This window comes from Paenibacillus residui, from assembly GCF_042677205.1.
GTDB classification, from domain to species: Bacteria; Bacillota; Bacilli; order Paenibacillales; family NBRC-103111; genus Paenibacillus_L; species Paenibacillus_L residui.
In genome coordinates, this window is the sequence record NZ_JBHTIU010000032.1 from 1 (window position 1) to 13,803 (window position 13,803).

The 13,803-nt window shown below is 49.1% G+C and carries 11 protein-coding genes; 9 read left to right on the top strand and 2 right to left on the bottom strand.

Annotation, left to right across the window (positions count from 1 at the left end):
• Positions 1-475 precede the first annotated feature (475 nt).
• From ACFQ03_RS10620 to ACFQ03_RS10635, 4 genes are all read left to right on the top strand, one after another.
• Positions 476-1,537, top strand: coding sequence for an LLM class flavin-dependent oxidoreductase (locus tag ACFQ03_RS10620; RefSeq protein ID WP_144939253.1), 1,062 nt, complete (start codon positions 476-478; stop codon positions 1,535-1,537).
• Positions 1,538-1,894: 357 nt separating this feature from the next.
• On the top strand, positions 1,895-2,887 hold the full coding sequence (locus ACFQ03_RS10625; RefSeq protein WP_186328412.1) for a YecA family protein: 993 nt from the start codon (positions 1,895-1,897) through the stop codon (positions 2,885-2,887).
• A gap of 106 nt (positions 2,888-2,993) precedes the next feature.
• Positions 2,994-3,749, top strand: a complete 756-nt coding sequence (locus ACFQ03_RS10630) for a class I SAM-dependent methyltransferase (RefSeq protein ID WP_379288038.1) — start codon at positions 2,994-2,996, stop codon at positions 3,747-3,749.
• 602 nt (positions 3,750-4,351) lie between these two features.
• Entirely contained in the window at positions 4,352-6,067 is a 1,716-nt protein-coding gene (locus ACFQ03_RS10635) for an ABC transporter ATP-binding protein (RefSeq protein ID WP_379288040.1), read from the top strand.
• A 118-nt stretch (positions 6,068-6,185) separates the two neighbouring features.
• On the opposite strand, the gene ACFQ03_RS10640 is transcribed toward ACFQ03_RS10635, so the two are convergent.
• Positions 6,186-7,226, bottom strand: a complete 1,041-nt coding sequence (locus ACFQ03_RS10640; protein ID WP_379288042.1) for a hypothetical protein — start codon at positions 7,224-7,226, stop codon at positions 6,186-6,188.
• A 612-nt stretch (positions 7,227-7,838) separates the two neighbouring features.
• Between ACFQ03_RS10640 and ACFQ03_RS10645 the strand changes: the two genes are divergently transcribed.
• From ACFQ03_RS10645 to ACFQ03_RS10660, 4 genes are all read left to right on the top strand, one after another.
• Complete coding sequence (locus ACFQ03_RS10645; RefSeq protein ID WP_379288044.1) at positions 7,839-8,051, top strand: hypothetical protein; 213 nt, start codon at positions 7,839-7,841, stop codon at positions 8,049-8,051.
• Between the two features lie 3 nt (positions 8,052-8,054).
• A complete protein-coding gene (locus tag ACFQ03_RS10650) occupies positions 8,055-9,041 on the top strand; it encodes an ABC transporter permease (RefSeq protein WP_379288046.1) in 987 nt (328 codons plus the stop codon).
• Positions 9,042-9,053: 12 nt separating this feature from the next.
• Positions 9,054-9,947 (top strand): carbohydrate ABC transporter permease, encoded by an 894-nt coding sequence (locus ACFQ03_RS10655; protein WP_144939239.1) that lies wholly within the window; start codon positions 9,054-9,056, stop codon positions 9,945-9,947.
• Between the two features lie 68 nt (positions 9,948-10,015).
• The gene (locus ACFQ03_RS10660) at positions 10,016-11,605 is read left to right on the top strand and encodes an extracellular solute-binding protein (RefSeq protein ID WP_144939237.1); all 1,590 of its coding nucleotides are present in this window, start codon (positions 10,016-10,018) and stop codon (positions 11,603-11,605) included.
• A 157-nt stretch (positions 11,606-11,762) separates the two neighbouring features.
• On the opposite strand, the gene ACFQ03_RS10665 is transcribed toward ACFQ03_RS10660, so the two are convergent.
• Positions 11,763-12,806 carry a DUF7309 domain-containing protein gene (locus ACFQ03_RS10665; protein WP_379288049.1) on the bottom strand — a complete coding sequence of 348 codons (1,044 nt, stop codon included), beginning with the start codon at positions 12,804-12,806 and terminating at the stop codon, positions 11,763-11,765.
• Between the two features lie 246 nt (positions 12,807-13,052).
• Between ACFQ03_RS10665 and ACFQ03_RS10670 the strand changes: the two genes are divergently transcribed.
• Complete coding sequence (locus ACFQ03_RS10670; RefSeq protein ID WP_379288051.1) at positions 13,053-13,631, top strand: histidine phosphatase family protein; 579 nt, start codon at positions 13,053-13,055, stop codon at positions 13,629-13,631.
• Positions 13,632-13,803: the final 172 nt, after the last annotated feature.

Sequence of the window (13,803 nt, forward strand, 5' to 3'; positions counted from 1 at the left end):
TCATGTACTACAACAAGAGCAGCTAATTTACACTAACGGTGTGTCCACTTTCTTGACAGAGGTCCAGAAATCCAGTTAGGCGCCCAGTATTTAAAATCCAGTAAAACGCCCTGTGCGAAATCCAGTTAAACGTGCCAATTCTGCGAGTACGGAGCCGGGGGAAAATGGAAAATAAGGATTTTTAAGTTAGACGTGGTTGGAAAAGCGTCACCGGTACCGTCAAACGTTACCACATCAGAAGGGTGAAAATGAAGACATAGTTTAAGAGCAGCTATGCTTTTGTCCAGACATGATAAGGCAGACTATATATTTACTGTGTGGTAAAGTCGTTTAGGCGGCGGTATTATCAAAAATATATTTACTAACTTGAAATAAGTATGGGAAAGCCTCAAAATAAAGATACTACTCTTGGACGGAGCTTTGCTTCCATAGCGTCGGAGAGAACTGAACATGAAACCGCAAGGAGGAAGAATAAATGGAAATAGGAATAAGCACATTTGTAGAGACGACACCGGACGTACAGACCGGCGAAGTGATAAGCCATGCGCAGCGCTTGCGTGAAGTGGTCGAGGAAATTGTACTGGCCGATCGGGTGGGGCTGGACGTCTTTGGCGTGGGCGAGCATCATCGCAAAGATTATGCGGCGTCTTCCCCCGCCGTCGTACTGGCCGCTGCTGCTTCACAGACGCAGCGTATTCGGCTGACCAGTGCGGTCACCGTGCTTTCCTCCGACGATCCCGTGCGCGTCTTCCAGGATTTTGCCACACTGGATGGCATCTCGAACGGGCGTGCAGAGATTATGGCTGGACGGGGCTCTTTCATCGAATCGTTCCCGTTGTTTGGATATAATTTGCAGGATTACGATGAGCTGTATGATGAGAAGCTGGAGCTGCTGTTAAAAATTCGCGAATCCGAGAAAGTGACCTGGAGCGGCAAGCATCGTCCGGCTATCAACAACCTGGGAGTGTATCCGCGTCCGGTTCAGAATCCGCTTCCGGTCTGGATTGGCAGCGGGGGCACTCCGGAGTCGGTTGTGCGCGCGGGTATGCTCGGCCTGCCTCTGGTTCTCGCGATCATTGGAGGCCGCCCGGTGCAGTTTGCTCCTCTCGTACAGCTCTATAAGAGAGCGGCGGCCAAGGCCGGCCACGATCCGTCCAAGCTGCCCGTAGCGTCACATTCCCATGGCTTCATCGGGGAGGATAATGAACAGGCGGCCGACAAATTTTTCCCATCGACCCAGCAGGCTATGAACGTGATCGGACGGGAGAGGGGATGGGGGCATTACGACCGGGCAAGCTACGATGCCGCGCGAAGCTTCGAAGGAGCGCTGTATGTAGGAGATCCGGAGACGGTCGCTCAGAAGATCATTCACCTTCGCAAGAACGTAGGCATAACCCGCTTCATGCTGCATGTACCCCTTGGCACGATGCCGCATGAGGACGTCATGAGGGCGATCGAGTTATTGGGGACCGAGGTGGCTCCTCGGGTTCGGGAGGAAATCTCCAGATGGGAAGCGGCAGGCGAAGATAAAAAATAATTAGCGAATGTGATATGGAAATATATTGCTAATTTATACTTCGGTAGAAATATATAATGAGCAGCAGATTTTATGTTACGATAAAAGAACAGGCAGCTTCCGCCATTGTAATCATTTCAATATAGCAGACAAGCCTGGGTGAAGTCGAATATTGAAGCAGCCTGTTTCAAATCTAAGATTTATAGAAAATCCGATAGGGAGGTTATCATGGATTTCTCACAATATTATGATAAGGCCAACAAAGCTAATGCGATAAAAGGCGAGGTCCTTTTCAGACTATCCGATATCCTTCCATCTTTAACTAAAGAAAGGTTATCCGCTATTGCTTCTAATTGCCAGCTCTCCGGACGATCCAAAATGAATAAACAAGAACTGGCCTCGAAGCTTCAGGAACGTTTAGTCGACCCGGAATATGTTGAGGCAAGCCTTGTGCTAACTAATCACGAAGAATGGAAGTTGTTCGAAAGGCTGCTTGGCAGGGTGTCCATGCAGCTTAATAGCAAGAAGCCTTCAGAGTATCTGTTTTTAATGAGCAATGGTCTTCTCTTTCCTTTTTATGATCAGGGGAAGATGTTCTATGTCGTACCGGAGGAGATCCAAGAGGCGTATAATAAAGTGCAATCCGAAGCTTTCCTTTATAAAAGAGAGCGTTATGAGGCCGTGCTTCAATATTGTTTGGCGGCGGTTAATCTCTATGGTTATGTGGAGATCAAGCGATTGTTCGAGCTGTATATAGAACAAAACCAGGATCCGTTAAACGAAGAGGAATTCAAGGGAATCATCTTCTTTCATTTGGCCAGACCCCAATCTTTTTGGATGGAGCAAGGCTATCTGATCAGTGATTATTTCAGGGATTTCGATGATCTGAAAGAACTTATGGACAGTACCCTTTTTAAGCCTTATTATACTCCGGATCGGGAGACCTTTTTGAAATATGCCGAATCAGATTATTTCGAAATGACACCTCAATTAAATAAATTGAAGAAGTTTATATTGAAGAATCTCTCTCGGGATAGGGAGCTCGTGGAGGATCTGATCGATGACATTCAGCTGGCCTGCTCCATGGAAGAGCCGCTGCAATCGATCATCCATGAATTCGAGAGAAGAAACATCATCTTCGACGATATGGAACAAGTGAACATTCTGATCTCGCTCATTACAGATGTCCATAATCATACGAGACTCTGGTCCAATCGCGGACATACTCCCGTTGAATTAAGCCTGTCCAGGAAGCCGGAGACTCAGGGCATGGGGGTATCGTATTCGCAAGCGAAATCCGTCAAAATTGGCAGAAACGAGCCTTGTCCATGCGGCAGTGGAAAAAAATACAAGAAGTGCTGTATGAATTAACACGTTATATGTCAAACCCACTCATATGGAGTGGGTTTAGCTGTATGGCTGAGTTAGAGGATGGAGGCTGTTTTGGCCTAGCAATCGATGGGGAGAGTGGTTCTGAATGAATAGCAAAGAACGATTTTCGAGCCGGGTTGATTCGTATGTGAAATATCGCCCGAGCTACCCGCAAGAAGCCATTCAATATTTGTACGATACCGCCGGATTGCCGAAGGATGGCGAAGTGGCGGATATCGGTGCGGGAACGGGGATTTTCTCCAAGCTGCTTCTGGAGCGCGGGAGTAAAGTAACGGCCGTTGAACCGAATAAGGAGATGCGGGAAGCTGCAGAAGATATGCTTGGCGGCGAACCTCATTTTCGCGTAGTGCCGGGGTCTGCCGAGGAGACAGGACTGCAGAGCCGGTCCGTTGATTTTATCGTTTGTGCCCAGTCGTTCCACTGGTTCGACCGCACTGCCTCGCGTGCTGAATTCAGACGGATACTGAGGCCAGGCGGGAAGGTTGCCCTCATTTGGAATTCCCGGCTTACCCACGGAACCCCATTCAGGGAAGAGTATGAGCGGCTGCTCCAAACCTTCGGTACCGACTACAAACCCGAGAAGGACAGGGACCTTTCGCCGGAGGGCTTGGCCTCCTTTTTCAAGTCGGGGACCATACAGGAAGCCCGGTTTACCAATCAACAAGCGTTTGATTTTGAAGGCTTGCGCGGCCGGCTGCACTCATCTTCCTCTAGTCTCGTCCCCGGAGATCCGAATTACGAGAACATGGTGAGCGAACTGCGAGGTCTATTTGACAGGAATAATGTGAACGGACAGGTGGCTATTGACTATGAGACCAGGGTGATCTGGGGCGAGGTTTAAAAATTGACGGTGTAGTCGGTCTCCATACGAAACTTAGAAACGTTATTCGGACAAAATCGAGCTTCTTCGTTTTCTAACGAAACTCGAAATCGTTATTGACTAAAATAGAGGATCACGGAGCAGAAAATTGCCCTGATAGCGACTCTGAGTTTCGTTATATTTGAAAAGACATCGTTTTTGCGGCAATAGCGGTTCTCAAGTTCTTTAGCGGGACTGAATACCAATAAAATCTTGAGAACCCCCTCTTCCAAAGTTATAATGGGGGTAATCTTTTAATTGAGGTGAAGTGGATGTCTTTCCGCATCGTTCGAAGTAACTAGTGATCGGGCTGGGTAACAAACGCGTGCAGCCATCAAGGGGGTAGTCTGCCCTTTGGATCGTAAACCAACTAGTGCTTCGAATGGTGTCGGACAGCTCCTATGAGCCAGGGCACCAGCCTGTTTTATTGCTAAAGCCATGCGTTGATTTACCGTGGTTCTTTGCAGTTAAACGGCGAGGGGGGACCCTGGCTTTTTTTATATTTCATCGGTAAACGCGCCCGTCCTAAGGACGGCGATAGCCGTTTATCCTTATTTCAATTAAAAGATAGGGGATTGACGAGCATGTTAAAAAAGTGTCTTTTGCACCTGAAGTGGTGGGTGGTTCTATATCTTTTCATAGGTTTCGCCATACAGTTTTTAAGCAGTTCAGGCATTGTCGTTTTCCAACAAATCTTAGACAAGGCTGTGGCGGCGAAGCATATCGATGAGGTAACGGGTTTAATCGCTGTCTATGGGATCTTGCTGGGAAGCACGGTGATCCTCAATTATTTGGACGAATATCCAAGTACACATATATCGAACAGCCTCACCGAAAGATTGAAAATTATGGCCTTGTCCAAAATATCCAGGATTGATTATCAAGCGTATCAAGATCTGGGAACCGGCCAGATGATAAAGGTAATCGAAAATGGCGCAATAGCGGGAAGCGGCATCCTCTTTTCCTTCCTTCTCCGAACGATGCATGAGTTATTGCCAACCATTATGTTCAGCTTAGTATTCATTAGCTTCTACGACCTAAGGATTATGCTGGTGATAGCAGGCGGATATGTCGTCATCTTTCTCATCACCCATTTGCTGCTCAAATATTTGTACAAAATGAAATCAACGATACTCAAAGAACAAGAAAAGCTGTCCAGATACTCTGTACGGGGATTCATGGAGCTGGTCGTGTTTAGAACGAACAAGAGATATGGGAAAGAGATCGACAAGCTAAGCCAAACGGCACGCAGCATCATTAATACAAGCACCCGGTTAAAAATGATTCATGAAGCCTTCTTCGCAATTTTTGAATGGTTTATCACGGTCGTTAAAATCGTCGTATTGGTTTATGGGATACAAGGCGCTCTAGCAGGGGACACATCGCTTGGGGTGGTAGTCGCATTATTGCTTTTTATTGAGAAGATCTATTCTCCCATTGCTATTTTTAATGTACTATTTGTGGATTACAAGCTTAACAGGGTGGCCTATCAGAGGCTGGAGGATTTTATTAATGCCCCGGAAGATAAAAATTTGGAAGCCGGCAAAGAAGTGACCGATATTCAAGGTAAAATCGAATTCCGAAAGGTATCCTTTGATTATGGAAAAGTAAAGGCGCTGTCCAACGTGTCATTCTCCATTGAAGCAGGAACTTCGGTTGCTCTGGTAGGATTGAGCGGGAGCGGCAAATCCACGATGATTAAACTGATTGCGGGGTTATTGAAAAAGAAAGAAGGTCAAATCCTGATCGACGGCACGGATATTGACGATCTAAGCCTGAACAGCTACTACGATCATATCTCTTATTTGTCACAGGATACACCGATTTTCGATACTTCCATCCGGGGTAATATTGTATTTGATCAGGCGATTTCGGACGAAGAGATCTATGCGGTTTTGGAAAAAGTTCATTTGAAGGAAACGGTATTGAAATTACCCGGTCAATTGGACGCTTGGGTGGGTGAGCGAGGCGTCAAATTATCCGGAGGCGAAAGGCAGCGATTGGCTTTCGCCCGAATCCTTATGCAGAGAAGAAATGTGTTAATCCTGGATGAGCCCGTGTCCGCACTGGATAATCTCACGGAGGCAAGCCTGATGGAGACCGTCCTGAACGAATTCCGGAACAAAACAGTGATCATTATTGCGCACCGGTTGAATTCCATTAAAGAGGTAGACAAAATCATTGTCGTGGAAAAGGGCTCTGTGATCGGTGAAGGGAAATTTGATTATTTAATGGACCATTGTGAGGCTTTCAAAGAGCTTTGGCATAAAAAAGCTTCTATTGAAGCAATATCGGAGTAGCCGTCGAATTCATCGTATTTCCCCAAAAAAGTGACGTAAACCTTAGAAGTCAGCATTGAAGCTTTGGCAGCGCGCCTCTCCCGGCGCGCGCTGCCGTTTTCTTACGCTTAGAGGTTGATTAATTGGCCTGGATATCCGGGTTAGCGGACAGGATGGCCTCTGTCGTCTCCCATAATTTGGGGAGAAACCGGTTAACTTCTTCGGCGCGAGAGAGGAGATCACTCGCTGAATGGATGCCGATGTCTGTAAGGACCGCGTGGAAGGCGGGAGAATGAGTACGCTGCAGGTCAGGGGCGTCTGCGGCCAGAATCTTGTGGCAGCGTGCATAGGTGGCGACCATCCAGAAGACGGCTTCATGATGATAGCCCGCCTCAATCAGCTCGCGGCTTCCATCGATGGCAATCGGCCGCGCTGCGGCGGTGATGTCGCTGCTGAAGAGAAACGGCGTCTTGGCAACGGCCGACGCGGCGTCGAAAGTATGGGCAAGCCCGTCCAGATGATGCTGCACACGCTGAGGGGTCAGATGAGTGCAGCCGAGCAGCCTGATCAGGTCCGCATAGAGGTGGTCATGACCATACTCCATCAGAACTTTGCGTGCCGCGAGATAGCGGAGCCGTACCGTGGGGTTGCTAAGCGCGGCCACAAGAAGGACGTGCGTGGTCACGCCGGTCGGGAACAGCCAGGCGGTTACCCGGTCATGCAGCGGAGCGGAAGGATCGATCGTCCGCAGTCCGTTCTCCATCTTCTGCCTGGCGTTCTCGCAACGGCGGCGTACCCATTCCGGCTCCGCAAAGCGGCGAGACACTTCGGCTTGCAGTCTGCGTAGATGGCCGGTCGGGTCGGCCATAATCGTGTCCACGCGGAAGCTGCCTGCCAGAGGATAGGACGTCAGAACCTCCTCGACGGAGGCGAGCTGGCTCCAGGACAGATACGTGACCTCTATTAACGTGTCACGGTAGATGAACTTCCCCAGCTTAGGCGGGGCTTCGTCCTGCGCAGTGACGATAACGACGTCGATGTCGGAAGCGGCAGACAACTCTGCGTCATCCGGCAGCCCAACCGTGGAGCCGCTGAAATACGCCCCTCGGAATCCCGCCTCCTGACTGGCGTGCTTCGTAACCCACTCCGCCGCGGCCTTTCGCGCCGAACCTATCTTCATAGTTACCCTCCTTTGACCAAAGTGGATAAAATAGTGGTATTTTTTTCATTTATTTCAAATACTGGGTTATTCATCTTCAGTCCCGGGGCTCCCGCAAAGTACCCGGAGTACGCTTCGAAGGTAACGCGTCACTTAGTAGGGTATTCACAAGGCTATATCAGTGCCTTTTTTATCAGTCTAGCATGGCGATGCGAACAATTCGACCAAGAAAGCCTGCAGTTCTGCAGCTTTTCAGGCTGTTTGCTCCTTCTCCGCTGCAATTCCTGCCAAAGTACATCCTTTTTCTCATTCCAGTGAAAAACAGTCGGCTTCCATACCGAAAGTGCTGTATAATCGCAGGCTTTTCCCTCGAGCGTTCGAGTTCGATCCGGAAAAACTGTGTTTTCGAAGGAATTTGTAATCGCATAAGGATTCATTCCCGAGACTAATTGCCAAGTATTTAACCTCCCTAACCATGTAAATTTGTTTTAAAAAAAATTGGCTTTCGCGAATAATTTTTTTCTAAGTACAACGTATATTTGAATAATAGGCAGGCCTCGCAAGCAAAATTGGCAGCGCAAACATTTTGTAGTGACCGGGAAAGGGCGGATTACAACAACGGGAGGAATGGAAATGCATTTAGTCGTGTCGGGTGCGCATTGCGGAGATGGCGAAAATCAAGCGGGCTATGATGCAGCCTATGATGCAGCCTATGATGCAGCCCATAAGTATGCTGAAGCGGGCCGTGAATCCACATTCATCCGGCTAAAGGCTGGCGTCCAAGGCCGTCCGGAATATATTTCTGTCGAGGATTATCGTCCGTCGATAAGAGAGGGGCAGCGATAAAGCATGAATGGACAGAACCGCACAAATATGGGAGCGCATGCCGCCATAAATCCTGCAGGGAAGGCTCTACCGACACCGCAGCCCCGGCATAACCATCCTAAGCTGAAGAGAATGCTGAAATATTGGCAGCTATATGTCCTGCTCGCTCCTGCCTTAATCTATTTTTTAATCTTTAAATATTATCCCATGTACGGTGTTCAAATCGCCTTCAAAAATTTTGTAGCCGCGAAAGGAATTCTGGGCAGCGATTGGGTCGGATTCGATCATTTCATACGTTTTTTTGACTCCTATTTCTTCTGGGACTTGATTTGGAATACTCTATCCATTAATTTGTACGGCTTGGCTTTGTTCCCCGTATCCATCCTTGTCGCGCTATCGCTTAACGAATTGAAATCCGGCTCGTTCAAGAAAATTGCCCAAACGATCACCTATGCTCCCCACTTTATTTCCGTAGTTGTTTTTGTCGGGATGATCATCGCCTTCCTGGATCCGGATACCGGGATAGTCAATCACTTTCTTCAATGGCTTGGTTTGGAACCGGTTAACTTTATGACGAGCCCGGCCTGGTTCAAAACGATCTTTGTCTTCTCCGGAGAATGGCAGAACCTCGGATGGGGAGCCATCATATACCTCGCGGCGCTGGCCGGAATCGATCCCCAACTCCATGAGGCGGCCAAGGTGGACGGCGCATCCAGGCTGCAGCGCATAAGACATATCAATATTCCCGGAATTCTGCCGACGATTATTATTCTATTGATCTTAAACATGGGAAGCATGATGTCGATCGGGTTCGAGAAAATACTGCTGATGCAAAACCCGCTGAACCTGGAGTCCTCCCAGGTCATTCAAACCTACGTTTACGAGATTGGGATTCTGTCCGGGCAGTACAGCTATTCCACCGCAGTGGGACTGTTTAATTCCGTCGTCAATTTCGTCATCCTTCTATTCTTTAACCGTCTCGCCCGCAGAACGGGTACGAGTTTATGGTAAAGGAGCCCTCCTATGATAAAAGAAGCAAGGTCCGATCGAATCTTCGACATAGCCAACAAGGCACTGGTTTGGTTCTTCATCCTCATTATCACTTACCCGTTGATTTACATACTGAGCGCCTCTATCAGCGATCCGAGTTATGTGAACTCGGGCAGAATGTGGCTGATTCCGAAAGGCATCACCTTCGAAGGGTTTGTCCGGGTCTTTAACAGCACAGAGATCTGGAACGGGTACCGCAACACGATCTTCTATACGCTGCTGGGGACGTTGATCAACCTGGCGGTCACCCTGCCCTGTGCCTACGCCCTGGCCCGGCAAGAGCTTGTCGGCAGAGTAGCCATCATGGGCTTGCTGATCTTCACGATGTTCTTCGATGGCGGCCTCATCCCGACCTATCTTCTGGTGAGAGACCTCGGCATGATCAATACCATCTGGGCGATGGTCATTCCGGGGGCGGCATCCGTATGGAATATTATCGTGACGATGACCTTCTTCCGAGTGACGATTCCGCGGGCGCTGGAAGAGGCGGCGGAGATTGACGGCGCGTCGGTGTTCCGAACGTTCTTTCAAATTGTCCTTCCGTTATCGGCACCCATCGTTGCGGTAATGGCCTTATTTTATGGGGTTGGGCACTGGAATCAATATTTTGCGGGCTTGATCTTCTTATCCGACCGGGAGCTCTTCCCCCTGCAGCTAATTCTGCGGGATATTCTCATCCAGCAGGAGATGACGGCAGAACTTATGATCCAAGGGGCCAATCCCGAAGCCATTGGCGAGCAGGCCAGAATAGCTAACGTGATCAAGTACGCGGTGATGATTGTTTCGGCCGCTCCCCTTCTGATCGTTTACCCGTTTTTACAACGCTTTTTCATAAAGGGTGTCATGATCGGTTCGATCAAGGAATAATCCGTCTCAAGCAATTGGGGCCGGTCATGCCCCGAACGATTTCTCAAATTTAGGAGGGGGAAAATGTCATGCGCAGCAAAATGGCTTTGGCTTCGGCGGCGGCACTTCTGTTAACCGGCTCTGTCTTCGCGGGCTGTTCGAAATCGGAGGAAGGCTCCGGCGGGAAGTCCGGCAATTTGAACGAAACGGGGTTTCCTATCGTCAATGAACCGATCACATTGGAAATGATGGCGCAAAGCTCGCCTTTGCAGCCGAATTGGGAGAACATGGCCTTCTTCAAAGAAATGCAGGAGAAGACCAACATCTCCTTTAAATTCAAAAATTCCACATCGGAGCAGTTTCAACAGAAGAAGCAGCTGGCCTTCGCCAGTCTGGAGCTTCCGGATGTATTCTTCGGCGCCAATCTGACGGCCAATGAAGAGGTCGAATACGGCTCCCAAGGGCTGCTTATCCCGCTGGAGGATCTGATTGAGCAGTATGCCCCGAATCTGAAGAAAGTGATGGAGAAGCACCCGGATCTTAAAGCTTCCATTACGGCCCCGGACGGCCATATCTACGCTTTGCCCGGACTGGATAATCTGAGCCATTCCCAAACTCCGTTAATATGGATGAACGGTCAATGGCTGAAAAATCTGGGCGTAGAAAGGCCTTCCACTATAGATGAGCTGTACGCCTTATTGAAACAATTTAAGGAACAGGACCCCAATCGGAATGGCACGGCGGATGAAATTCCGCTCTCCGCCTCCAGCGTAGCGGAGCTCCGGTATTCGCTGCTGCCCAACTTCGGGATCTCGGAATCCAATGGCATTTTTGAACGGGACGGCACCGTACACTACGCTTTTATCCAGGAGGAGTACAAGGAGTATTTAACCTTCTTGAACCGTTTATATACGGAAAAATTGTTGGACCCTCAAATCTTCTCTCATACCTGGGAGCAATATGTGGCTAAGGGAGCGGCCGATAAAGTCGGCATCTTCCCGACCTGGCCCATTGTCATGGTCGGATTTACCGACGTGACGGAAGCGGCCAATTACCCGCTGCTGCCTGCGCTGACGAGTCCGACCAATAAAGAAAAGCTGGTGACCAAAGTGTCTGAAATCAAGCGGGGTCGTTTTGCCATTACCAATAAAAACAAACATCCGGAAGCGACCATGCGCTGGGTGGATTACCTCTACTCGGAGGAGGGAACGATTCTTGCCCGCTTAGGGGTGGAAGGGAAGAACTGGGAGTGGGTGGATGAAGGGAAGACGAAGTGGACCCTGTTGGCCCCTGAAGGAATGAACACGACCCAAGCCAATGCGCAGGATGCCCCGGGGGCAGGCTCGAATGTTCCGATGGTGATTGACCAGGAGTTTTTTATCAAGGAGGATAACCCGACGATCCATACGATTTCGGGTTGGGTGGAAGAGGAATATCTGCCTTATGCCAAAGTCCCCTTCCCGCAAATATATTTTACGGTTGACGAGCAGACAACTTACAGCACGATCAAGCCCGACATCGATACTTATCTTAAACAGATGGAGGCGAAATTTGTATCGGGGGAGATCTCCATTGAACAAGGCTGGGACGACTATGTAAGCACCATGAAGAAACTGAAGGTCGACGAACTGGTCAAAATCCATCAGGCGGCCTATGACCGCTGGGCGAAAGCTAAATAAGCAGGGAACGCAGCGCACGCCGGGGAGGTGTGCGCTGCAGTGCTGCATGGCGGATGGTCGGCCCCCGGGATCACATTGCAGACCATCCGTGCGGTGGGATCGACATACTTATGGAGCCTGATTTTATTTAGGGTAGTAGGAGCCGATAGCCCGAGGGCTAGAAGCTGCTTTGGATAGCTTCTTGAGCATGGAGCAAGGCCAACGACATCGGGTTATAAACGATGGGAATCCCAAGCTTCTCAGCGGTATCCTTCAACGCCAGGAATGCTTTGTCGGAGGCCGCGTGGATTCGGGACGGCTTCAATTTCGTTGATTCCAGCAGATGGAGCAGCTGATCCACAAACTGCTGTCGACAATCTATATTTTCCACTATCTCCGCTCCGAGAATGAAGCCGCTTGTTCCATTAACCCATAGGCAAAGACGAGGATATTGGCCTCTTTCTCCTCTCTTGCCTATAAGAATATCGGCGAACATGAAGTCTGCTTCCCAGATTTCCTTAGATTTTCCGACTGTCTTCTTCAATTGACGCAGACGAATTTCATCCGGATAAAGATAAGGCTCGATCAGTTCCCCTTTCGGATGCCAGGGCAGCCAATGATCCTGCCAGACGATGCCATTCTTCGCTGCTTGCGGGACAAGGTGAAGGCGTTTCTCCCTAGAGCCGTACTCGGTTTCGTCGCGTTCGAAATTTAGCTCATGATTTTCACGAAACCGTTCCGCTACCACGAATGCTTGCTCTAACGCAACAGTGAGGAATCTGACCTCTTGCTTATCCAAATACCAAGGTTGAAGTCCGGGCTTATAGCTGCGGAACAGCGGCCATTCGCCGGAACCTCGAAATTTGTAACCTAGTTCGCGAATAAGACCCAAATCCTTTTTGTCTAATTGATCCCGATCTTCGAAGTTTACGGATATGGCGTCAGTAGTAAACATTGACTCTTTAGTATCCTCGTCCACCCCATAACTTTGTACAATGTCTCTAAGGAAAGCACCGGCATGAGGACCCCGGTACACATTCAGACCATAATCCATCCCACCCGCACCAAGGGGGACACAATATCCGATTTCACCGGTCTCGGGGTCCGTTATCGCGAAATAATCCTCGTTCGTCATCCAATTCCAGCATCCCTGCTGCTTAAACTTTATAGCTGCTTCGAACAATCGGCGCCATTCCTGGATACTTGCTTCGGTTTTATCCATGCTCAATTCTCCCGTAAGATGATGTAATTTCCTAATACGATTGCAAGTAAGACCCTTTAAGTTTCAACCTGTTAAAGAAAATTATACTCTTTTGCCCAGGCTCTTACCAATGGATCAGCAGAAAAATGATTAGTGCCGTCAGCTATCTTCGGAAAATTCAAACTTGAACGAAAATTCCACTGGTTCCGGCCCAATGCGTTCAGTTATGTGGTAACATATACCATAAAACGGAAAGGGAATAAGCGGATGATGACACGAATCGGATTTATACGACATGGAGAGACGGTGTGGAATGCGGAGAGAAGGGCACAGGGCCAGAGTGATATTCCTCTTAATGACCGGGGGAGGCGACAGGCCCGGTACCTGGCCGAGCGCTTGAGAACGGAGCCTTGGGACTGTCTCTTCTCCAGCGATCTTTCGCGGGCTAAGGAAACAGCGGATATTGTGGCCGAAGCGATAGGAGTGCCGGTACGGACCGACCCGCGCTTGAGGGAAATGCATAAAGGTGAAATTGAGGGGACGACTCCGGAGGAAAGGATCGCCCGGTGGGGAGAGCAGTGGGAGAAGCTGCCCCTCGGAATTGAAGAGGAGCACTCTATCGTTGGCCGGGGAACTTCCTTCCTGTCCGAACTAATAGAGAGTGCCCGGGGCAAAAATATACTGGCCGTCAGCCACGGGGCGTTAATCGGATTAACGGTCAGAAGCCTAATTCCTCATGTGAACGTGGATGTGCATTTTCATAATACATCGATTACGATTGTCCGCTATGACGGCTCGAAATGGGACTGCGAGCTGTTTAATTGCGCCAAGCATGTGCAGCAATGAATGGAATCATAAACAAAATTGATATTATTATCGAATGTGATAGTAATGAAGTCGGGCCATAGGATGGGTGCCCGGGCTCCAACTGCCGCGGGGAACTGTGGTCTTTTTTTTCTACGGCTGACCAATTAACTAACAAGGATTTCCAATGACCTTCGTCGAAGTATTTTTTACA